Source organism: Nocardia lasii, assembly GCF_042658545.1.
Taxonomy (GTDB): Bacteria; Actinomycetota; Actinomycetes; order Mycobacteriales; family Mycobacteriaceae; genus Nocardia; species Nocardia lasii.
Genome location: NZ_JBHSQN010000011.1, coordinates 240,213 through 261,366, shown reverse-complemented (window position 1 = coordinate 261,366; position 21,154 = coordinate 240,213). Strand labels below are relative to the sequence as shown.

Below are 21,154 nucleotides of genomic sequence, written 5' to 3'. Positions count from 1 at the left end.
TCATGGCACACAAACAGGAGCTCGGCGCTTACGGGGAGACGTTGGCCGCGCAGTACCTGCGCGAGAACGGCATGCGGATCGTCGCCCGCAATTGGCGGTGTCGCTACGGTGAGCTTGATCTGATCGCGCAGGATCCCTCGGTCATCGCCTTCGTCGAGGTGAAGACGCGATCGGGATTGGGGTTCGGCACCCCGGCCGAAGCGGTCACCTTCAGCAAACAGCAGCGGATCCGCCGGTTGGCGCTGCTGTGGTTGGCCGAACAGGACGGCCCGTGGCGGCGGATCCGGTTCGATGTCGTCTCGGTGCTGGTCCCGCGCGGGCGCGGGCCGATCATCGACCACCTGACGGCGGCGTTCTGATGGCACTGGGACGCGCGTTGTCGGTGGCGGTGACCGGGGTCGACGGGCAGTTGGTGGAGATCGAGGCCGATATCGGGCAGGGGCTGCCCTCGGTGAATCTGGTCGGGCTGCCCGATGCCGCGCTGCAGGAGTCCCGCAATCGGGTGCGCTCGGCGGTGGCCAATACCGGGGAGAAGTGGCCCGACGGGCGAGTGATCCTGGCCTTGTCGCCCGCCACCCTGCCGAAGGTCGGCAGCGTGTACGACCTGGCGCTGGCCGTGTCCGTTCTCGACGCCTCCGGTGCGGTGCCCGGTGAGCGGTTGGTGAAGACGGTGCTGCTGGGGGAACTGGCGCTGGACGGACGGGTTCGGCGGGTGCGCGGGGTGTTGCCCGCGGTGATCGCCGCGCGAACCGCCGGCCTGCCCACGGTCATCGTGCCCGCCGAGGCCGTCGCCGAAGCGGGATTGGTCGAGGGGATCGAGGTGCTCGGGGCGACGAGTCTGCGCGCGGTCGTGGCGTGGCTGCGGGGCGAGGGCACGCTGATCGAACCCGACGGTGTGCTGCCCGGGACGCAGACACTGTGCGGTGACCTCAGCGACGTGGTCGGCCAGGACGAGGCACGCTGGGCGCTCGAGGTAGCCGCGGCGGGCGGGCATCACCTGTTGCTCACCGGACCGCCGGGGATCGGCAAAACGATGCTGGCGCAACGACTTCCCGGCCTGCTGCCACCGCTGTCGGAGGCGGAGTCGTTGGAGGTGACCGCGATTCACTCGATGGCCGGGTCGCTCTCGGCCGAGCAACCGTTGCTCACCCTGGCGCCCTTTGTGGCACCGCACCATTCGACCTCGGTCACCGCGATGATCGGCGGCGGCTCGGGCATGGCGCGTCCCGGTGCGGTGAGTCGGGCGCATCGCGGGGTGCTGTTCCTCGACGAGTGCGCCGAGATCGGCACGAAAGTGCTGGAGGCACTGCGCACTCCGCTCGAGGAAGGCGAAGTGCGCATCGCCCGGCGCGACGGTGTCGCCCGCTATCCCGCCCGATTCCAGCTGGTCCTGGCGGCCAACCCCTGCCCGTGCGCGCCCGCGCGAGATGTGGACTGCATCTGCGCGCCCCTGGCGCGTCGTCGGTATCTGGGCAAACTGTCGGGGCCGCTGCTCGATCGCATCGATATCTGGGTCCAGATGCACGGCCAGGCCGGCGCCACGTTCGGCGACCAGCAGGTCGAGAGCAGCGCCACCGTAGCCGCGCGCGTGGCCCGTGCCAGGGAGCGGGCCGCGCTGCGATGGAGCGAGGACGGGTGGGCCACCAATGCCGAAGTGCCCGGCCATGTTCTACGCAAACGCTTCCGGCTGCCACGCGAATCCCTCGCACCGATCGAGTCCGCGCTGCGGCTCGGTCGGATGTCGGCGCGCGGCGCCGATCGGGCGATCCGGGTGGCCTGGACGGTCTGTGATCTGCGCGAGGGCGAGATTCCCACGGTGGCGGATGTCATGTCGTCGTTGAACTTTCGGCAGCGAGGTGCGCAATGAGTGCGTCGTGCGCGGTCGATCTCGACGGGGAACCGGACGAGCGCAGGCTGGCCTGGGTCTATCTGTCGCGGGTGGTGCAGGGGCCGTGCGCGCCGCTGTCGGCGTTGATCGCCTCGGTCGGGGTGTGCGAGGCGGCCCGTGCCGTCCGCGAGCACGAGTTGCCCGCGGCGCTGCGCGGACCCACGGCGATGCGTCGGGAGATCGACTCTGCGGCCGCTGATCTGGAGACGATCACCCGGCTCGGCGGTCGGGTGATCACGCCCGACGACGAGGAGTGGCCCAGCTGGCGGATGCTGGGGCTCGACCAGCTCGATATCGAGCGGGATCGTGAAGCGGCGGTGCCGCTGGTGCTGTGGGCGCGTGGACCGCTGTCGTTGACCACCGCGTCCGAACGGGCTGTCGCGGTGGTCGGTTCGCGGTGCAGCAGCAGTTACGGGATGCAGGTGGCGGGGGATATCGCGTGCGAGCTGGCGGGGCGGGGCTGGACCATCGTCTCCGGCGCGGCCTTCGGTATCGATGCGGCCGCGCATCGAGCGGCGCTGGCCGTCGGTGGGTCGACCGTGGCGGTCCTCGCGTGTGGTGTCGATCGGCCGTATCCGGCGCAACACGACCGGCTGCTCGCGGCCATCGCCGAAACCGGCCTCGTGGTCAGCGAATACCCGCCGGGCGTCTCGGCGCAGAAACACCAATTCCTGGCCCGAAATCGGTTGATCGCCACGCTCGGTGACGGTGTGCTGGTCGTCGAAGCCGGCCTGCGCAGCGGTGCCCGCAACACGGTGAAATGGGCGCGCAGGCTGGGTCGTCCCGCCATGGCTGTGCCCGGACCCGTCGGCTCGGCCTCCTCGGTCGGCTGCCACCGCATGATCCGAGACGGAGAAGCGCTGCTGGTCACCCGCGCCGAGGACATCATCGACGAAGCGGGCCCGCTGCGATTGCCCGTCACCGACGACGCCACGGCCGACCGCGCGGCCCACCTGCGCGGCGCCGAAGCCGACATCTACGCCGCCCTACCCACGACCGGCTCCCGCCTACCCCGCGAACTGTCCCAACAGTCCGGCCTCGACCTGGCCACCGTCCGTGCGGTCCTGCCCAGTCTGGAGCTGGCGGACCTGGCGGGGTGCGATTCCGACGGGTGGTTTCGGACGTCCGGTCGGCGGGCGAGGTGAGTGGTGGAGGCGCGTGGTCGAGGGTGGTGGGGGCTGATGGGTTGCGAATCTGAGGGGTGGTTCTCAGCGTCCGGTCGGACGGGTGAGCTGTGAGGCGCGGGGTCGAGGGTGCCGGCGGGCCTGGTGGGTGGGGAATCCGGCGGGTGGTTCGGATGTCCGGTCGTTGGGTGAGGTGAGAGGTGGGAGACGCGTGGGGAGCTGCGGGTGGTGGCGTGTGCGGTGGGCGGGGCTGTGGACGGTCGTGGGTCGTGCGTTCGGTCGTGGGCGGAGGTTTGTCGGTGGATCGGGGTTGAGATGTGCGGTCGCGGACTTGGGTTGTGGGGTGTGTCGCGGGGGAGTGGACGGGTGGTGGTGGGGCTGGGGGGTGTTCGGGTTCGAGTTCGGTGGCGGCGTGGTGGGTTGCGTGGGGGCCGGACAGGGGCGACGGTGGGGGGATGGATGTGTTGCCCGAGGATCTGGGCGCGTTGGCGGCGGAGTTCGGGCGGCATCTGCGGTTGGGGCGGAATCGGTCGGCGCACACCGTGCGGGCCTATGTGGGGGACGTGCGATCGCTGTTGGAGCACCTCTACGCGCGGTCGGCGGATTCGGCGGTGCGGGAGTTGGATCTGGCGCTGCTGCGGTCGTGGTTGGCCGAGCAGGCGGCGGCGGGGGTGGCGCGTACGACGATGGCTCGACGTGCCTCGGCGGCGAGGACTTTCACCGCCTGGCTCACCGAGACCGGGCGGCTCGGCGTGGATCCGGGGCTGCGGTTGCAGGCGCCGAAGGCGTATCGGACATTGCCCGCGGTACTCGGTCGCGAGCAGGCCGAGCTGGCGATGGATGCGGCGGAATCCGGTGCGGCACAACAGGATCCGATGGCACTGCGGGATCGTCTGGTGGTGGAGTTGCTGTATGCCACCGGGATTCGGGTCAGCGAACTGTGCGGACTCGATCTCGACGACATCGATCGGGAACGACGTCTCGTGCGGGTGCTCGGCAAGGGCAACAGGGAACGCTCGGTGCCCTTCGGCGGCCCCGCCGACACCGCACTCGACGCGTGGCTCCGGGCGGGCCGCCCGTCGCTGGTCAACGAGCGGTCCGGTCGGGCGCTGCTGCTGGGCCAGCGCGGACGTCGACTCGACCAGCGCCAAGCGCGCGAGGTCGTCCACGAGGTCGTCGCCGCCATCCCCGGCGCACCCGGCATGGGCCCGCACGGTCTGCGCCACACCGCCGCCACCCACCTCCTGGAAGGCGGCGCCGACCTGCGGGTCGTCCAGGAACTGCTCGGCCACGCCAGCATGGCGACCACCCAGCTCTACACCCACGTCTCCGTCGAACGACTCAAACGAGTCCACGACCAAGCCCATCCCCGCGCCTGACCTTCGCGACGGGTGGGACAGCCAGCTCTCGACCCTGCCAGTACGTGGGGATCGCCGACCGGGGGATGGGCTGCCGACGTCCCGCGCTACGAGCCATTGCGATGGACGAGCGGTCAGTGGTCGTCGTTGGCGACGGACTGACTGGCAGTGGTCGTCGTTGGCGACGGACTGACTGGCAGTGGTCGTCGTTGGCGACGGACTGACTGGCAGTGGTCGTCGTTCGCGACGAACCGACTGGTAGCGGTCTTCGGCTGCGATGGGCCGAGCGGTCAGTGGTCGTCGTTGGCGACGAACCGACGCGCAGCGGTCTTCGGCTGCGACGAACCGAGCGGACAGTGGTCCGCGCCTCCGTCGAGGGTCCGATCCTTCGATGCGAAGGGAGCGCGGGCCGCGTTGCATTCCCGGGGATCGGGCGGTGCGCCGCTGCGTTCTCGGACGGCGCGCTTGCCACATTCGACGGTCGAGGCAGTGCGTGGGCCATGATGGGGCAAGGAGGTGGTGCGGTGACGTTGCCCGAGGTGGGGGCCGAATCCGGCGATGGTGAGGAGCAGGTCGACTACCGATTCACCCTCGCCAACGAACGGACCTTTCTGGCCTGGATCAGGACCGCGCTCGGGCTGCTCGCGGGCGGCGTCGCGGTGCACACCCTGGTGCAGCCGACCCGCCTCGCCGGGTTCGCCGGGCCGATCTCGTTGATCTGCCTGCTCATGGCCTTGATCGTCGCGCTGGCCGCCTTCCTGCACTGGCGTCGGGTGAATCTGGCGATGCGCAGCGGGCGCGACCTGCCGAGATCGGAACTGGTCCCGATCCTGTCCGCCGGGGTCGCGGTGGTCGCACTGCTCGCCTGCGTGGCGGTGGTCCTGTCATGAGCGCCTCGACCCTGGCCGCCGAACGCACCGCCCTGTCCTGGCGTCGCACATCTCTCGCGACCGCCGGCTGCGCCATGATCTTCGTCCACGAGATGACCACCGACAGCCGCCGGACCGTGGTACTTCCACTGGTCGCCGCCGTCGTCGCGCTGATATTGGCGGCGCTGGCCTGGTATCGCGGCCGTTCGCTGGATCGCGGGCAGACCAGCGGTGGCCACCGGCCAGTGGCGGCCACGGCGGTGGGCGTGGCGCTCGTCGCCCTGATCGCCGCGGTCGCTGTTCTGGTTCACGGCTGACGCGGTTTCCGTGGCGCACCGGTTGCCAGGACCGTCGGTGCGGCACCGGCTTCGCTGCCCCGATTCGACCCCACCCCAGCCGAACTGGTCTCTCCGGGCACGCTGCCGAATGAGCCCGGCGATCGTGGCCGATTCCGCGTGGCCATTGTGCGCGCTTACGCGTGGCGATCGTGCGCCCTAGCGATCGAGACCCACGTCGACAAACCGCTCGACGCCGGGTCCAGCGGAACCTAGCCTCGACAACCATGACCTCCGATCACCCGGTCCCTTCCGAGGCTCCCTTGCGTGAGCGACTGCGCGCCGCACTGAAGGCCGCGATGAAAGCGCGTGACCGGGGCGCGGTCTCGGCGCTGCGCTCGACGTTGGGCGCGATCGACAATGCGGAGGCGGTCGATATCGGAGCGGTGAAAGCGGGTGCGCTGGAAGACAGTCCGGTCGGACTCGGTGCCGCCGAGGTGCGACGGCGGGATCTGACCGAAGCCGACGTCGAGGACATCGTTCGCCGTGAGATCGAGGAGAGGCGCACCGCGGCAGCGGAATACGTGCGTGCTGGAGCTGTCGAGCGCGGCGATCAACTGATCGCGGAAGCGGACGCACTGACCGCGCTGCTCTGAGGATCACTCCTCGTCGGTGGGCAGGGTGGCGAGGTAGCGGCGGGCCATCCAGCCCTGGGCCGCGCGGGCGATGGGACCACCGAGGCGGGTGTACCAGGAGCCCGGCCGGGAGAAGGCGGCGACCAGGCCGTAGACGGTGTCGTCGGCGGGATCGTATTCGACGGCGAACAGCTCCTCGCCGATCTCGGGGTGGCCGGGCAGGGTGCCGTAGGCGAAACCGCGCCGGTCCGGTTCGTCGAGGACGTAGACCACGCGGCACGGCGCGCCGATCCCGAAGCGGCCCACGCCGAGAAGGAGTCGCAATTCGGTTCCCGCGAGGGCGGTTTCGGTGTCGGCCCGCTGAAAGATGCCGACGCCCTTCTGCATTCCGAAGCCGAGAATATGCTCGGCAGCCCGGTCGAACAGGGCGCGACCGTGGCCGATCGGCCGACGATGTCGGAAACGGTGGTAGCCGGCGGGCGGATCGGTGCGGGTGGCACCGACCTCGGGATAGGTGAAGGGCACTGATTCCTCGGACACGTCTCGATTCTCGTCTTCCGTCGCTCGGTCGCCCAGTCGGTTCGGTCACATCACGGAACCCACGGCTTCAGGCGAACGGGCACCTCGTGCAGGAGTCCGAGCGGGTCGACGTACTCGCGCGAGTTGTGGGTGCCGGTTTCCCGGCGGGCGCCCCAGTGCAAGCAGGCGGCGACCGGACAACCCTCGTGCCCGCCGACCAGGGTGCCGATCGCCGTACCCCGACCCACCCTGCTTCCCACGCTCACCTGCGCCCGCACCGGCTCGTAGGTCGTGCGCAGCCCACCCGGATGGTCGATCGACACCACCGGTTTGCCCGCGACCTCACCCGCGAACACCACGATGCCCGCACCCGCCGCCAAGACCGACTGCCCGACCGCCCCCGCCAGATCCACTCCGCGGTGGCCCGGCAACCAATTGCGCTCCGGCTTGTCGAACGGCCGCTCCACCGTCGGCCGCGGCCGCAACGGCCACCCGAACGTCCCCGCCGCGGCGGCATCGACCGGCGCCGCCGCGCCCAGCACGATCGCCACCAGCGCGATCACCCCCACCGCCCGCCCGACCACCGCCCACACCCCGCGCACCACCCGCCGCGCCTTCCCCGGTCGCGGCGGCCATTCATCGCCGTCGAACGTGTCGACCCACCCGCGATGGTCGACCGAGTGGCGCCGATGATCCCGAAACCGGGTCGCCGACGTCCACCGCACCGCCGCGGCATCGGAGAACTCGACACCGCGGCGTCGACTACCGAAGACCGTGGACCGCCCCTCGCTCTCGCTGACGCGGCGATCACTCCGGGAACGCCGACAACTCCCGATCGACCGCCCGACCGCGGGTGACCGACGGGTTCGGAAACTCAGCACATCGATCTGCGGCAGGTGGATGTCCGCCCAGGACCGACGGGGCCGTCGGCCCGCGGTACCTCGCTGTGAGACCGGGTCGTGCGCTGGGAACGCACCTCGACGTGGGCTTCGAGCGTCGATCCTCGGTATCGGGTCGTCCTCCCAGAACGGCGTGGACACATAGGTCAGGGATCGATCGATGCGAGGGACGCGCGAGTTCTGGTGGCGTGTGGGGTTCTCGAACATCGTCGGCCCGTCTCAGCGATGCGGTCGGGGAGTCGGGACGCGCTGCTGCGCTGCCATGGCCCGCAACATTTCCCGCAGGACAGCGGGCAGCTGGGCCGCCGACCCGCTCCCACCGCCCGTACGAACGGTGACCTCGAGTTCGGGCGCGGCCGCGGGGCGCTGCTCCGGCCGCGAGCGGGTCGGGCCGAGCTCGTGGACCGTGACCTGGACCGGAACGGGTGCGGGAACCAGCTCACGGCGAGGAACGACGATCACCGGCACCACGACGGACGGGCGACCGCACGACGCCGGCCGACTCCCCGCGCCAGGCGAGCCCGACGAAGGCGGAGCCGGGGTCGTGCGCGCCGACGGCCCGGAATCCGGTCTCGCCGGGGTCGCGTTCGGTGGCGGAGCGGAATCCTGTCGTACCGGCACCGGAGCCGTGCTCGGCGACGACTCGGAATCCGGTGCCGGACGCGGCGGTGTGACCGGTACCGATCCCGGGGTGGCCGCACGCTCGGGCGCGGGACCGCGCGTCTGGCCGGTAGGCGGCTGGGCGAGGACGACCGGCGGCCCACACACCGGCGTCGGCGTGGGCGCTTCCGGTACGTGATCGGGCTCCGCGGCAGGGGTCCCAGCTACGGTCGGGGAGCCCGGATCGGGATGCGCGGCCGCCGGTGCGGTGGCGATTCCCAGCGCGAGGAGCAGCGGAAACGTCGTGATCAGGGTGCGTATCAACGTGTTCATGCCCCCACTCTGGGCGCCGAACGGGCCCCGTGGGACACCGAATTCGAGATTGTGGACAACTTCGACACATGTGGATATCTCGTACTTCACCCATGCGGTGGGCGGCCGATGCGCAGGGGGCGATTTCGGGCCTGGGCTTCGCCCGCGTAGACTGATCGAGCGGTTTGTGTTCAGCAGCCATTGCGTGTGCACAGCACGAACCGACTTCGCGCGCCACCCGTGCTCGTCCATCCGGTCGTCGCTCGCAAGCCGACTTCGCCGAGAGGGCATGTCAGCGCGAGTTCTCCGTCGGATGAACAGGAAATCGTCGGCTGGTCCCGGATTCTTCGAATCGGGTCCGGCGGTTTCGGTGGCGCCAGGGCAGTCGATCACCGATCGGCCGCGACAACCGGCAACGAAAGAGAGATACGAAGGCTATGCCCGTCGTAACTATGAAGCAGCTGCTCGACAGCGGCGCGCACTTCGGCCACCAGACTCGTCGGTGGAACCCGAAGATGAAGCGGTTCATCTTCACCGACCGCAACGGCATCTACATCATCGACCTGCAGCAGACGCTGACCTTCATCGACAAGGCCTACGAGTTCGTCAAGGAGACCGTCGCCCACGGTGGCACCGTTCTCTTCGTCGGCACCAAGAAGCAGGCCCAGGAGTCGATCGCTTCCGAGGCGCTGCGCGTGGGCATGCCCTACGTGAACCAGCGTTGGCTCGGTGGCATGCTCACCAACTTCTCCACCGTGCACAAGCGCCTGCAGCGCCTCAAAGAACTCGAGGCCATGGAGCAGGCCGGTGGCTTCGAGGGTCGCACCAAGAAGGAAATCCTCATGCTCACGCGTGAGATGACCAAGCTGGACCGCACCCTCGGCGGTATCCGTGACATGGCCAAGGTTCCCTCGGCCATCTGGATCGTGGACACCAACAAGGAGCACATCGCCGTCGGCGAGGCGCGCAAGCTGAACATCCCGGTCATCGCGATCCTGGATACCAACTGCGACCCCGACCTGGTCGACTACCCGATCCCGGGTAACGACGACGCGATCCGTTCCGCCGCACTGCTGACCAAGGTCGTCGCCTCCGCGGTGGCCGAGGGCGTGCAGGCCCGCGCGGGCCAGGCTTCCGGCGACGCGAAGCCCGAAGCCGGCGCAGGCGAGCCGCTGGCCGAGTGGGAGCAGGAGCTCCTGTCCTCCGCGACCCCGGCTGTCGAGGTCACCGAGGTCGTCGAGACCCCGATCGAGACCCCGGCCGAGGCCGAGGCCGAGGTCAAGGCCGACCCGGCGCAGCACACCCCGGCCGACTTCTGAGCTGACCGGTAGCGCACTGTTCACCTTGCCGACCCGTCTGAATTCAGATGCGGTCGGCAAGGTGGCGTAATACCCGAACAAGCAAGTGCATGGCCTCGGCCGAGATGCCCTTTTCCGTGGTTTCTCGGCCGCCTCGATCCGGACTGACCTTCAGGGTGCGACGAAGGAGTGCCCGCCGGGAGGGAAGATCGAGGCCCACAGGGCCGAGAAACCCGCGGCGCCAGCCGCCAAAAAAACAGGAGGCTCGCCCCCGATGGCGAACTACACCGCTGCTGATGTGAAGCGGCTCCGTGAGCTGACCGGCTCCGGCATGATGGACTGCAAGAACGCGCTGGCCGATTCCGACGGCGATTTCGACAAGGCCGTCGAGGTGCTGCGCATCAAGGGCGCCAAGGACGTCGGCAAGCGCGCCGAGCGCGCGACCGCCGAGGGCCTGGTCACCGCCAAGGACGGCGTGATGGTCGAGATCAACTGCGAGACCGACTTCGTCGCCAAGAACGCCGAATTCCAGCAGCTCGCCGACGCCATCGTCACCGCGGCCGCCGCTGCCAAGCCGGCCGACCTGGACGCCCTCAAGGCGCTCAAGCTGACCGACGGCACCGTCGACGACGCCGTGCAGGCGCTCTCGGCCAAGATCGGCGAGAAGCTGGAGCTGCGTCGCGTCGTGTCCTTCGACGCCCCGGTCGCCACCTACCTGCACAAGCGTGCCTCCGACCTGCCCCCCGCCGTCGGCGTGCTGGTCGAGTACGAGGGCACCGGCGACGCCGCTGCCGAGGCCGCTCGTGCCGCGGGCATGCAGGTCGCGGCCCTCAAGGCCAAGTACCTGACCCGTGAGGACGTGCCCGCCGAGGTCGTTGACGCCGAGCGTCGCATCGCCGAGGAGACCGCGCGCGAAGAGGGCAAGCCCGAGGCCGCGCTGGTCAAGATCACCGAAGGCCGCGTCAACGGCTTCTTCAAGGACGTCGTGCTGCTCGAGCAGTCCGCCGTCACCGACTCCAAGAAGACCGTCAAGAAGCTTCTGGAAGAGGCGGGCGTGAACGTGAAGCGTTTCGCTCGTTTCGAGGTCGGCCAGGCCTGATCCGCCTGACAGGACGAAAAAGCCTCTTCGGGGCGGTGTGATGCCGCGCCGGAGGGGCTTTCCTCATGGATCGAGGTGACCCCACTTCTGGGTGACCGCAACCTGATAGGGCAGGATGGATGCCGCCCGCTCGCCCCGCTCTCGACCTCGCCGAAGGAGACCGACACCCATGACCGACCCGGGTAACGACCGCCCTGGATACAACCGGGTGCTGCTCAAGCTGGGTGGGGAGATGTTCGGTGGTGGCGGGGTCGGTCTCGATCCCGACGTCGTGCAGACCGTCGCCGAGCAGATCGCCGAGATCGTCGAGACCGGTGTGCAGGTGGCCGTGGTGATCGGCGGCGGCAACTTCTTCCGCGGCGCCGAGCTCGAGGAGCGCGGCATGGAGCGCGCCCGCTCGGACTACATGGGCATGCTGGGCACCGTGATGAACAGCCTGGCGCTGCAGGACTTCCTGCAGCAGCAGGGCGTGGACACGCGCGTGCAGACCGCCATCACGATGGGCCAGGTCGCCGAGCCCTACCTACCCCTGCGCGCCAAGCGCCACCTCGAGAAGGGCCGCGTCGTGATCTTCGGCGCCGGCATGGGCATGCCCTACTTCTCCACCGACACCACCGCCGCCCAGCGCGCGCTCGAGATCGGCGCCGACGTGGTGCTGATGGCCAAGGCGGTCGACGGCGTGTTCGACGCCGACCCGCGGGTGGATCCGAACGCGAGCATGTTCACCGAGATCACGCACAAGGAAGTGATCGAAAAGGGGCTGAAGGTGGCCGATGCCACCGCGTTCAGTCTCTGCATGGACAACCAGATGCCGATGCTGGTGTTCAATCTGTTGATCAAGGGCAATATTGCCCGTGCGGTCGCCGGTGAACCCATCGGCACCCTGGTTCGGTCGTGACCCCGCACCCGCGGATGATGACGATGACGACGCTGTGGAGGATTCGGTCGTGATTGATGAAGCGCTCTTCGATGCCGAGGAGAAGATGGACAAGGCCGTGACGGTGGCGAAGGACGACCTGGGCAGCATTCGCACCGGTCGCGCCAACCCCGGCATGTTCACGCGCGTACTGATCGACTACTACGGCTCGCTGACCCCGATCACCCAGGTGTCGAGCATCACCGTGCCCGAGCCGCGCATGGTCGTGATCAAGCCCTACGAGCAGAGCACGCTCGGCCTGATCGAGAACGCGATCCGCAACTCCGATCTGGGCGTGAACCCCACCAACAACGGCGATATCCTGCGCATCTCGGTGCCGCAGCTCACCGAGGAACGTCGCCGCGAGATGGTCAAGATGGCCAAGGGCAAGGGCGAGGACGCCAAGGTCTCGATTCGCAACGTCCGCCGCAAGGCCATGGACGAACTGAGCCGGATCCAGAAGGATGGCGAAGCGGGCGAGGACGAGGTCGGGCGCGCCGAGAAGGAACTCGACAAGACCACCGCCAAGTACGTGGCGCAGGTCGACGAGCTGGTCAAGCACAAGGAAGCCGAACTGCTCGAGGTCTGAGCACGGCAGATCTCACCAGGCCCGCTCGTGCGGGGGATGAACGGAACGACGAGTTGAGCGACGGGACAATCGTGGCCGAAGACGCCGCCGCCACCGGGGCGGCACCGGATCCGATGCCGGACACGGTCGAGCAGACCGCGGCCGTGCCGCCTGCCCCGACCTCGCGGGCGGGACGCAACCTGCCCGCGGCACTGGCGGTGGGGTTGACGCTGGGGCTGTCGCTGATCGCGATCCTGCTGTTCGTGCCCAAGGTGTTCATCGCGGTCGCCGGTGTCGGTGTCGGTGTGGCCACCTGGGAGGTCGCCAAGCGGCTGCGCGAAGCCGATGTGCTGGTGCCGCGGGTGCCGCTGCTGGTGGGCGGGCAGGCGGTGTTCTGGCTGGGGTGGCCGTGGGGTGCGAGCGGGGTGCTCGGCGCGTTCGCGGCCACCGCACTGGTGTGCATGGTGTGGCGACTGTTCGACCACGGTCTCGGTGTGGCGCCGAAGAACTTCCTGCGTGATACCGCGATCACGATCTTCACCCTGGCCTGGATTCCGCTGCTCGCCGCGTTCTCCACGCTGCTGCTGCTCGAACCCGACGGCAACCTGCGGGTGCTCACGTTCATGATCCTGGTGGTGTGTTCCGATGTCGGCGGCTATGTCGCCGGCGTGCTGTTCGGCAGGCATCCGATGGTGCCCGCGATCAGTCCGAAGAAGTCGTGGGAGGGGTTCTGCGGGTCGCTGGTGTTCAGCGTGATCGGCGGTCTGCTGACCGTCACGCTGCTGCTCGAGGCGAACTCGATGATCGGCGTGGTGCTCGGTGTCGGCCTGGTGGTCGTGGCGACTCTCGGCGACCTGATCGAGTCGCAGATCAAGCGTGAGCTCGGCATCAAGGACATGGGCACGTTGCTGCCCGGCCACGGCGGAATCATGGACCGGCTCGATTCGATGCTGCCCTCGGCCTTCGTCTCGTGGCTGGTGCTCAGCGCGCTGATCTAGAGCGACTTCTTCGCCGCGTGGCGCAACTGGAGGATGCGGACCCCGCCGACCAGCGCCATCACCAGCGCGCCCGCGATCACCGACAGCAGCACGGTGATGCCCAGTGGTAGCTCGAAACTCCAGAACAGCAGCTCGGTGCGGACCTTGTCGAGGTTCTGGATGATGAAGACCAGCAGAACGATGCCGAGCAGGGCGGCGGCGATCAGGGCGATCCAGGTGTAGCCGGCGCGCGATCCGTGCACGGCGTCGTGCGTGACCGGTGCGGTCTTCGCGGGCTCGACCGCCTTGTCGTGCTTGCTGTGCTTGCCGGTGTGTTCGGTCGTCGGCGGGTCGTGCTCGGCCGGTGACGCACCGGATTCCGCGTGTGTACTCATAGTTCGATCATTGCCGACCGCTATCGCTCACGCACGCAACTTCTCGATAACGTCGCCCGGCGTGGCGGTCCCGACGTCGCGTTTGGGACAATGGTGAAACTATGGCCACCTCCCTGCCCCTCGTGTTCGATGCCCCGCGCCGCGGTATGCCGCCGCGCCACCTCGCCGATCTGGATTCGGACGAACGCAAGGCCGCGGTGCAGGAGCTCGGGTTGCCGAAGTTCCGGGCCGATCAGCTGGCCCGCCAGTACTACGGCCGCCTGCAGGCCGACCCGGCCCTGATGACCGATCTGCCCGCCGACGTGCGCGACAAGGTCGCTGAGACGCTGTTCCCGCCCCTGCTGTCGGTGGTCCGCAATATCGCCTGCGACGAGGGCGACACCCGCAAGACGCTGTGGAAGGCCCACGACGGCACGCTGCTCGAGAGCGTGCTCATGCGCTACCCCGACCGCAACACGCTGTGCATCTCGAGCCAGGCGGGCTGCGGCATGGCGTGCCCGTTCTGCGCCACCGGCCAGGCGGGCCTGACCCGCAACCTCTCGACCGCCGAGATCGTCGACCAGGTCCGCGCGGCCGCCGCCGATCTGCGCGACGGCGAAGTACACGGCGGTCCCGGCCGTCTGTCCAACATCGTGTTCATGGGCATGGGCGAACCCCTCGCGAACTACAAGCGAGTGGTCAATGCGGTCCGCCGCATCACCTCGCCCGCTCCCGACGGTCTCGGTATCTCCCAGCGCTCGGTCACCGTGTCCACGGTCGGCCTCGCGCCCGCGATCCGCAAGCTGGCCGACGAGGACATGTCGGTGCGTCTGGCGGTCTCGCTGCACACCCCTGACGACGAACTCCGCGACACCCTGGTACCGGTGAACAACCGCTGGTCCATCGCCGAAGTCCTCGACGCCGCACGCTATTACGCCGACAAGTCCGGCCGTCGAGTCTCGATCGAGTACGCGCTCATCCGCGACATCAACGACCAGCCTTGGCGCGCTGACATGCTGGGCAAGAAGCTGCACAAGGCTCTCGGCCCGCTGGTCCACGTGAACCTGATCCCCCTCAACCCGACCCCGGGCAGCGAATGGGACGCCAGTCCGAAACCTGTTGAGCGCGAGTTCGTTCGGCGCGTGATCGCCCAGGGGGTGTCGTGCACGGTGCGCGATACTCGCGGTCAGGAGATCGCGGCGGCGTGTGGGCAGCTGGCTGCCGAAGGCTGAGTTCACCCTGGCGTCCAGCGATGTTGGTAGCTCCGGAAGCCGAGTTGGACCGAGGTATCGCGGTTGCGGATGGCCAGGGTGGGGCCGACGCCGACGGTAGGCTAGGTGTATGGATGACGACTCACCTGCGGATCGGCTCCGGCTTGCGGTCGGTATGTTCGAGTTCGGCTTGGGAATGCAGCGCGCTCGACTTCGTCGTAAGCATCCGGACGCGGACGAGTCGGTGATCGATTCAGCGATTGACGAGTGGTTACTGTCGCGACCGTATGAGCCGCTCGGCGGAGGGCGAGGCCGACCGTCGGCCAGGTTTGCATGAATCCGCTCGAGGCTGCGCTCCGGAAGGCTGCTTCCGATCTTGATCAGCGCGGGTGTCAGTGGTCAATCGTTGGCGGGTTCGCGGTGTCCGCCCGATCGAACCCGCGATTCACGGCGGATATCGACATCGCTGCTGCGGTGGCCCGTGACACGCAGGCCGAAGAACTCGTGCAGTCGCTGATAGCCGCCGGATACCAGTTTTTCGCCGCTGCTGAGGCGATTCGGCTGATCACCGAGCGCGGCTTCGATCGGGACCGCGACCTGGCTCAACTGCTGGCGGAAATGCGGAGACGGCCGAGCGTCGACTAGCTCGCGGCGTGATTTGCCAGCCGTCAGCGCTGGTCGGAGCGTCTGTAAATCAAGGGTATCGGCGAGCCTCTAGCTAATTAGAGGTGTGTGCTATCGACTGTTCGGCGCATCACCTCGTCGTCGCCGGACAGGCTTGGGACCTCGCAGCGGTCGATGGCGGTGTCGACGGTTGGTCTGGCGCCGGCGATCCGCAAGCTCGCGGGTGCGGCCTGCGGGCAGCTCGCAGCAGAAGGCGGAGCGTTCGTCTGGCTCGGTGAAGGTGTCGGTGGGTGTGGTTACGCTGGCGGCCGACGTTGACCAGTGAGCTCTATCGAACACCGAAGAGGTTGCATCATGGTTGCTGACAGCTATTCCGCCCTGCGGGTTCGGGTTTCTCGGTTGCGGGAAAGCCTTCGTACGGCACAGGATTTCGCGGTTCCGTGGGGTTATTTCCACGATGAGCTGGCGACGCGGGCGGACTTCATGGGTGTGGGGGAGGCGGGGGAGAGTGCGCTGATCGAGGCGGGGCTTGCGCGGATCGCGAAGAGTCGGGGGTGGCCTCGCCCGTCGGCCGGGCAGCCGACCGTCCATATTCCGGAACTCATGTTCTGGCACGGGTTTCGGACCTTCGGGCCGAAAAGCGGCATCTTCTTCTACGACGAGCACACGTGTCAGGGGCTGTTGGGGGTGATGACCGGTCTCGGGGGACCGGTCGATCTGTTTCGTTTCTCCACGGTCGCGCTCCCCGCGAGGAGTTGAGGACGGCGCGGGTCAGACGATGCTGGTCGGGGTGATGAAGTCGTCGTAGGGCAGTGGTCCTTCGACGAAGGCGTTGACCGACATGTAGTTCAGGGTGATGTCGCCGCCCAGGTTGTCCAGGAAGGCGATGTCGGAGGCGTCGCGGCCGGTGGCGATGCGGGCCAGACTCGACCGTGGTGCCAGCCCGGTCGGGTCGAACGCGCGCCACCTGCCGTCCACGTAGGCCTCGCACACCGCGTGGAAGTCCATCGGCACACACCCGGGCGCGTAGACCGCGGCGACCCGGGCGGGCACGCCGACCGCGCGCAGCAGCGCGACCATCAGGTGCGAGAAATCGCGACACACCCCGGTGCCCGACAGCAAGGTCTCGACCGCGCCGTCGATGGGGGTGCTGCTGCCGGGCACGTAGGTGATCCGGCGTCCGATCCACGCCGAGACCCGGTTGGCCACCTCGGGATCGGCGATGCCGTAACCGAATTCGGCCGCCGCGAACCCGAGCAGCTTGTCCGACTCCGCGTACCGGCTCGGCCTGCGATACAGCGCGAGGTCGTAGTCCGACGGCGGCTCGATGATCGCGGTGCCGAGGATCGTCGCCTGATAGTCGATCCGCAGGGTGCCCGCGCCCACGTCGAGGACGTGGATGCGCGACCCGTGCGGTCCGAGGATCTCGCGCGGTGTGCGTGGCTCGCCGTCGAGCGAGCATGTCATGGACTCGATCAGTTCGAGCCCGGGTTGTCGGGCGGCAGCGATCTGACACTGCAGCACCGAATCGGCATGGACCGCGACCTCCAGGTGGGCGGAAACGTCCCGTTTCACCGCACCAGAGTGACAGGCCGACCCGGTTCAGGCGAACCGAACCCCGCATCGGCGGTGTGGAGCGGGCATTTCGACGGTGCGAACGGCGTTTTGGTAGGGTCCAGCCGTCGGACGTCGAGCGAGATTCGGGGGTCAGAGAGATGGTTTCTGACGGGACGGTGTTCGCCGGCTACACGATCGATCGCCAACTCGGGCGCGGTGGGATGGGGTCGGTGTATCTGGCCAGGCATCCGCGGCTGCCCCGCTGGACGGCACTGAAACTGCTCAATCGGGAGTTGTTCTCCGACACCGAGATCCGGGCCAGGTTCGAGCGGGAGGCCGATCTGGTGGCTCAGCTCGACCACCCCAATATCGTGACGGTGTTCGATCGCGGGGTCGAGGGCGACCAGCTGTGGATCAGCATGCAGTACATCGACGGGATCGACGCGTCGTCGTTGAATCCGCACACCCTGCCGCCGGATCGGGCGTTGCAGATCATCGGCGAGACCGCCGCCGCCCTGGATTACGCGCACCGCGCCGGTGTCCTGCACCGTGACGTGAAGCCCGCCAACATCCTGCTGGCCCGCTCCGACAGCCAGGAGCGCGTGTATCTCACCGACTTCGGCATCGCCCGCCTGCGCGATGATTCGGGCCATCTCACCGAGACCGGTTCGTTCACCGCCACGCTCGCCTTCGCCGCGCCCGAGCAGCTCACCGGCGCCGCCCTGGATCACCGCACCGACCAGTACTCGCTGGCCTGCACCCTCTACACCCTGCTCACCGGCAGCGCCCCGTTCGAATCGGCGAGTCCGGCCGCGGTGATCACCGGCCACCTGCAGGCGCCCCCGCCGCCGGTGAGCCCGCGTCGCGCGGGGCTGCCGCCGATCCTCGACGCGGTGATGGCGCGTGCCCTGGCCAAACGGCCCGCCGACCGGTTCAACTCGTGCGAGGAGTTCGTCGAGGCCGCCAAGCGCGCCCTGCGCACGCCCACCACGGGCGCGCGCCCGATCGCCCGGCCGACTTCGGGGTCGCATCCGCAACCGTTCGTCGGCGTGCCGCCCATGCGTCCGGTGAGCGCGGCGGGCACCCCCTACAGCCCGGCGCCGATGCCGGTGCCGCAGCCGCAGTACGCCGCGCAACCGCAGTACTGGCAGCAACCGGCCCGGATTCCGGTGCCGCCGCCACGGCGCGGCGGCTGGGGCGCGGCGCTGGGCACGTATCTGCTGCTGTTGGTCGTGGTGGCCGGTGTCGCCGCGGTGCTGGCGCTGCTGATCGGCGCGTGATCGACGGGTTCGCCCGGTGCCATATCCTGTTCAGAATGAGCGACTTCGACGTCACCGCCGCCGACACCATCGACCTGACCCGGTTGCGTCGCTTCGTCGCCGTCGCCGAGGAACTGCACTTCGCGCGCGCGGCCAAGGCGCTGCGGATTCCTCGGCAGGCGCTCAGCGCCACCGTGATCGAGCTCGAGGAAGAACTCGGCACCCGCGTGTTCGTGCCGGGCGCCTCGCCGACCGAGCTCACCGACGACGGTCACGCCCTGCTCGCGCGCGCCAGGGACCTCATCCGGGCGCGGGAGCAGGCCGAGCGTGAACAGAAGCCGGAGGCGCCCGCGAGTCTGCGGGTCGGTTTCGTGCCGGGGGTGACGGTGTCGAAGTGGGCCAGGATCTGGGGCGACCGGCTGCCCGATCATCCGCTCGAGGTCGTCGGTGTGGCGCAGGGGGAGCAGGAGGCGGCGTTGCGGGAGGGGCGCGTCGACCTGTGCTTCGTGCGGTTGCCGCTGGATCGGACCGCGATGAACGCGATCCCGCTGTGGCAGGAGACGCCGGTCGCGGTCGTGCAGAAGGACGACGAGCTGTCGTTGCTCGCGACGATCAGTCCGGCGGATCTGGCGCGGGAGACGATCCAGGACGCCGCCGATCTCGATCAGGCCGTCGACATTCTCGCGCTGGTGGCCGCGGTGGGCGGGGCGGCGATCGTGCCGCAGTCGATCGCGCGCCTGCATCATCGCCGCGACCTGGTGTACCGGCCGATCAGCGAGACCGAGTTCACCGAGATCGCGCTGGCCTGGCCCGTCGGCTCCGACACCGAACTGCTCGAGGAGTTCGTCGGGATCGTGCGGGGTCGTTCGGCCAACAGTTCGCGTGGCGGGGTGGCCGAACCGGAACAGCGCGCGCAGGCTCCGGCCCGCAAGGCCGCGCCCAAGAAGGCCGCCGCCAAGAAACCGGCACCGAAGAAGCCGGTGGCGCGCGGTCGCAAACCGGCGCGTCGGGGTCGCTGACCGACGAAAACGCCTGCGGTGCGATCGGAATCGCTGCCGCAGGCGTTCGGCGTTCGGGGCCTACTTCGGGAGGCGGTGGGTGAGCGAGTCGACGATCAGCACGACCGCCATCAGCGCGGCGAGGCCGATGAGGAACAGGTCCTCGACGTGGCCCTGGTGGTTGCCGATGGTCATGCCGAGCAGGGCGATGACGACGACCCAACCCGCGATCTGGAAGGTCTTGCGCGACTCACCGCTCCAGCCCCATGCGGCCGAGGGCACCTCGGCCGGGTCGACGCTGGTGGCGACGGCGCGCTCGGTGCTGGCTTTGTCGAGGTCCGTGGCTGCCACGATCGCTCCTTATGGGCTCGAGTTCTGGGTGCGCGAGGGGCACGCCTGCGCATGCCTGGGCCTTATCGTGGCATACGACCGTCCGTCGTAGCCAGCAGCCCTGCCACAATGGGGCCGTGTCCCAGCCCGCAGCCCGTGCCGCGCACGGTGATTCCCAGTCCCCCGATCGGGTGAAGGTGCTGCTTCTGGGCAGTACCGGGTCGATCGGCACCCAGGCGCTCGAGGTGATCGCCGCCAACCCCGACCGGTTCGAGGTGGTCGGTCTGGCGGCGGGCGGCGGCAATCCGGCGTTGCTGGCCGAGCAGATGGCCGCGACCGGCACCCGCAACGCGGCCGTGGCCGATCCGCGCGTGGCGGCGGCGCTCGAGCTGTCCCTCGGCGGTCCGGGCGCGGTGACCGAGCTGGTGCGCCGCACCGAGGCCGATGTCGTGCTCAACGCGCTGGTCGGCTCGCTGGGCCTCGAGCCCACCCTGGCCACCCTCGAGGCAGGCACGCGGTTGGCGTTGGCCAACAAGGAATCTCTGGTCGCCGGCGGTTCGCTGGTGATGCGGGCGGCCGCGCCCGGCCAGATCGTGCCGGTCGACTCCGAGCACTCGGCCCTGGCTCAGTGTCTGCGTGGCGGTCGCGCCGAGGAGGTCGACCGCCTGGTGCTGACCGCCTCGGGCGGCCCGTTCCGTGGTTGGACCACCGAGATGCTCGAATCGGTGAACCCCGACGAGGCGAAGACCCACCCGACCTGGTCGATGGGCCCGATGAACACCCTGAACTCGGCCTCGCTGGTCAACAAGGGCCTCGAGCTGATCGAGACGCACCTGCTCTTCGGCGTCCCGTACGACCGCATCGACGTCACCGTGCACCCGCAGTCGATCGTCCACTCGATGGTCACCTTCACCGACGGCTCGACCCTGGCCCAAGCCAGCCCCCCCGACATGAGACTGCCCATCGCCCTGGCCCTCGGCTGGCCCGACCGCATCCCCGGCGCCGCCACCCCCTGCGATTTCGGCACCGCGTCCACCTGGACCTTCGAACCACTGGACGACGCGGTCTTCCCCGCGGTGGCCCTGGCCAGACAGGCAGGCGAAGCGGGCGGCAGCGTCACCGCCGTCTACAACGCCGCCAACGAGGTAGCCGTCCAAGCCTTCCTCGACGGCACGATCACCTTCCCCGCGATCGTGCGCACCGTCACCCGCGCCGTAGAGGCCGCGGACCGCTGGCGAGCCGAACCCGATACCCTGGACGACGTCTTAGCGGCAGACCTCTGGGCAAGAGAGTTCGCCACGAAGACCATCAACGAAAAAACCGCACCCTGACAAGACACGACAAGACAAGACACGACAAAACAAAGCGCAAGATCACCCTGCCGACAAACACAGCACCACTGTCGCGAGTGAAACGCACCACCTGACGAGCCCCCCTACGGACTCCCAACCAGACCACCACGGG

At 68.9% G+C, this 21,154-nt stretch carries 25 protein-coding genes and 1 pseudogene; 20 read left to right on the top strand and 6 right to left on the bottom strand.

The window, feature by feature from the left end; translation table 11 throughout:
* Window positions 1–2 precede the first annotated feature (2 nt).
* The 7 genes from ACFP3H_RS17305 (at window position 3) to ACFP3H_RS17275 (ending at window position 6,170) form a co-directional block, all read left to right on the top strand.
* Window positions 3–359: a YraN family protein gene (locus ACFP3H_RS17305; RefSeq protein WP_378607050.1), complete on the top strand. Its 357-nt coding sequence runs from the start codon at window positions 3–5 to the stop codon at window positions 357–359.
* Window positions 359–1,867: a YifB family Mg chelatase-like AAA ATPase gene (locus tag ACFP3H_RS17300; protein ID WP_378607047.1), complete on the top strand. Its 1,509-nt coding sequence runs from the start codon at window positions 359–361 to the stop codon at window positions 1,865–1,867. Before ACFP3H_RS17305 ends, ACFP3H_RS17300 begins: the two co-directional genes overlap by 1 nt.
* On the top strand, window positions 1,864–3,033 hold the full coding sequence (dprA, locus tag ACFP3H_RS17295; RefSeq protein ID WP_378607044.1) for a DNA-processing protein DprA: 1,170 nt from the start codon (window positions 1,864–1,866) through the stop codon (window positions 3,031–3,033). Before ACFP3H_RS17300 ends, dprA begins: the two co-directional genes overlap by 4 nt.
* Window positions 3,034–3,467: 434 nt before the next feature.
* Window positions 3,468–4,391, top strand: coding sequence for a tyrosine recombinase XerC (locus ACFP3H_RS17290; RefSeq protein ID WP_378607041.1), 924 nt, complete (start codon window positions 3,468–3,470; stop codon window positions 4,389–4,391).
* A gap of 503 nt (window positions 4,392–4,894) precedes the next feature.
* Entirely contained in the window at window positions 4,895–5,260 is a 366-nt protein-coding gene (locus tag ACFP3H_RS17285) for a YidH family protein (RefSeq protein WP_378607038.1), read from the top strand.
* Complete coding sequence (locus ACFP3H_RS17280) at window positions 5,257–5,556, top strand: DUF202 domain-containing protein (protein ID WP_378607035.1); 300 nt, start codon at window positions 5,257–5,259, stop codon at window positions 5,554–5,556. Before ACFP3H_RS17285 ends, ACFP3H_RS17280 begins: the two co-directional genes overlap by 4 nt.
* 245 nt (window positions 5,557–5,801) lie before the next feature.
* Window positions 5,802–6,170, top strand: a complete 369-nt coding sequence (locus ACFP3H_RS17275) for a GatB/YqeY domain-containing protein (protein ID WP_378607032.1) — start codon at window positions 5,802–5,804, stop codon at window positions 6,168–6,170.
* Window positions 6,171–6,173: 3 nt separating this feature from the next.
* On the opposite strand, the gene ACFP3H_RS17270 is transcribed toward ACFP3H_RS17275, so the two are convergent.
* The 3 genes from ACFP3H_RS17270 to ACFP3H_RS17260 all read right to left on the bottom strand — a co-directional run bounded on the left by ACFP3H_RS17270 (window position 6,174) and on the right by ACFP3H_RS17260 (window position 8,029).
* Window positions 6,174–6,689 (bottom strand): DUF1990 family protein, encoded by a 516-nt coding sequence (locus ACFP3H_RS17270; RefSeq protein ID WP_378607029.1) that lies wholly within the window; start codon window positions 6,687–6,689, stop codon window positions 6,174–6,176.
* A gap of 50 nt (window positions 6,690–6,739) precedes the next feature.
* Window positions 6,740–7,273, bottom strand: coding sequence for a M23 family metallopeptidase (locus ACFP3H_RS17265; RefSeq protein WP_378607026.1), 534 nt, complete (start codon window positions 7,271–7,273; stop codon window positions 6,740–6,742).
* Between the two features lie 513 nt (window positions 7,274–7,786).
* Window positions 7,787–8,029 carry a hypothetical protein gene (locus ACFP3H_RS17260; protein ID WP_378607024.1) on the bottom strand — a complete coding sequence of 81 codons (243 nt, stop codon included), beginning with the start codon at window positions 8,027–8,029 and terminating at the stop codon, window positions 7,787–7,789.
* A gap of 887 nt (window positions 8,030–8,916) precedes the next feature.
* Here ACFP3H_RS17260 and rpsB point away from each other — a divergent pair.
* The 5 genes from rpsB to ACFP3H_RS17235 all read left to right on the top strand — a co-directional run bounded on the left by rpsB (window position 8,917) and on the right by ACFP3H_RS17235 (window position 13,358).
* The gene (rpsB, locus tag ACFP3H_RS17255) at window positions 8,917–9,798 is read left to right on the top strand and encodes a 30S ribosomal protein S2 (protein ID WP_378607021.1); all 882 of its coding nucleotides are present in this window, start codon (window positions 8,917–8,919) and stop codon (window positions 9,796–9,798) included.
* Window positions 9,799–10,051: 253 nt separating this feature from the next.
* Entirely contained in the window at window positions 10,052–10,876 is an 825-nt protein-coding gene (gene tsf, locus ACFP3H_RS17250) for a translation elongation factor Ts (protein ID WP_378607018.1), read from the top strand.
* Between the two features lie 169 nt (window positions 10,877–11,045).
* Window positions 11,046–11,774 (top strand): UMP kinase, encoded by a 729-nt coding sequence (gene pyrH / locus ACFP3H_RS17245; RefSeq protein ID WP_378607015.1) that lies wholly within the window; start codon window positions 11,046–11,048, stop codon window positions 11,772–11,774.
* Between the two features lie 49 nt (window positions 11,775–11,823).
* Entirely contained in the window at window positions 11,824–12,381 is a 558-nt protein-coding gene (gene frr, locus ACFP3H_RS17240) for a ribosome recycling factor (protein WP_378607012.1), read from the top strand.
* A gap of 113 nt (window positions 12,382–12,494) precedes the next feature.
* Window positions 12,495–13,358: a phosphatidate cytidylyltransferase gene (locus ACFP3H_RS17235; protein WP_378607457.1), complete on the top strand. Its 864-nt coding sequence runs from the start codon at window positions 12,495–12,497 to the stop codon at window positions 13,356–13,358.
* On the opposite strand, the gene ACFP3H_RS17230 is transcribed toward ACFP3H_RS17235, so the two are convergent.
* On the bottom strand, window positions 13,355–13,732 hold the full coding sequence (locus ACFP3H_RS17230; RefSeq protein WP_378607010.1) for a LapA family protein: 378 nt from the start codon (window positions 13,730–13,732) through the stop codon (window positions 13,355–13,357). The genes ACFP3H_RS17235 and ACFP3H_RS17230 overlap by 4 nt on opposite strands.
* Before the next feature lie 101 nt (window positions 13,733–13,833).
* Here ACFP3H_RS17230 and rlmN point away from each other — a divergent pair, with 101 nt between their 5' ends.
* From rlmN to ACFP3H_RS17205, 5 genes and pseudogenes are all read left to right on the top strand, one after another.
* Window positions 13,834–14,943 (top strand): dual-specificity RNA methyltransferase RlmN, encoded by a 1,110-nt coding sequence (rlmN, locus tag ACFP3H_RS17225; protein WP_378607007.1) that lies wholly within the window; start codon window positions 13,834–13,836, stop codon window positions 14,941–14,943.
* Window positions 14,944–15,052: 109 nt separating this feature from the next.
* A complete protein-coding gene (locus ACFP3H_RS17220) occupies window positions 15,053–15,259 on the top strand; it encodes a hypothetical protein (protein WP_268240879.1) in 207 nt (68 codons plus the stop codon).
* Window positions 15,256–15,567, top strand: a complete 312-nt coding sequence (locus tag ACFP3H_RS17215; RefSeq protein WP_378607003.1) for a hypothetical protein — start codon at window positions 15,256–15,258, stop codon at window positions 15,565–15,567. Before ACFP3H_RS17220 ends, ACFP3H_RS17215 begins: the two co-directional genes overlap by 4 nt.
* A gap of 54 nt (window positions 15,568–15,621) precedes the next feature.
* Window positions 15,622–15,768 (top strand): annotated as a pseudogene (locus tag ACFP3H_RS17210) (23S rRNA (adenine(2503)-C(2))-methyltransferase RlmN); the annotation flags it as partial.
* A gap of 132 nt (window positions 15,769–15,900) precedes the next feature.
* On the top strand, window positions 15,901–16,305 hold the full coding sequence (locus ACFP3H_RS17205) for a hypothetical protein (protein WP_378607000.1): 405 nt from the start codon (window positions 15,901–15,903) through the stop codon (window positions 16,303–16,305).
* Between the two features lie 12 nt (window positions 16,306–16,317).
* Here ACFP3H_RS17205 and ACFP3H_RS17200 read toward each other — a convergent pair whose 3' ends face one another.
* The gene (locus ACFP3H_RS17200) at window positions 16,318–17,121 is read right to left on the bottom strand and encodes a transglutaminase-like domain-containing protein (RefSeq protein ID WP_378606997.1); all 804 of its coding nucleotides are present in this window, start codon (window positions 17,119–17,121) and stop codon (window positions 16,318–16,320) included.
* 140 nt (window positions 17,122–17,261) lie between these two features.
* Between ACFP3H_RS17200 and ACFP3H_RS17195 the strand changes: the two genes are divergently transcribed.
* Window positions 17,262–18,383 (top strand): serine/threonine-protein kinase, encoded by a 1,122-nt coding sequence (locus tag ACFP3H_RS17195; RefSeq protein WP_378606994.1) that lies wholly within the window; start codon window positions 17,262–17,264, stop codon window positions 18,381–18,383.
* 35 nt (window positions 18,384–18,418) lie between these two features.
* Window positions 18,419–19,381, top strand: coding sequence for a LysR family transcriptional regulator (locus tag ACFP3H_RS17190; RefSeq protein WP_378606991.1), 963 nt, complete (start codon window positions 18,419–18,421; stop codon window positions 19,379–19,381).
* Between the two features lie 60 nt (window positions 19,382–19,441).
* Here ACFP3H_RS17190 and ACFP3H_RS17185 read toward each other — a convergent pair whose 3' ends face one another.
* The gene (locus ACFP3H_RS17185; RefSeq protein WP_378606988.1) at window positions 19,442–19,711 is read right to left on the bottom strand and encodes a DUF2631 domain-containing protein; all 270 of its coding nucleotides are present in this window, start codon (window positions 19,709–19,711) and stop codon (window positions 19,442–19,444) included.
* Between the two features lie 116 nt (window positions 19,712–19,827).
* Here ACFP3H_RS17185 and dxr point away from each other — a divergent pair, with 116 nt between their 5' ends.
* Window positions 19,828–21,021, top strand: coding sequence for a 1-deoxy-D-xylulose-5-phosphate reductoisomerase (gene dxr, locus ACFP3H_RS17180; protein WP_378606985.1), 1,194 nt, complete (start codon window positions 19,828–19,830; stop codon window positions 21,019–21,021).
* Window positions 21,022–21,154 lie beyond the last annotated feature (133 nt).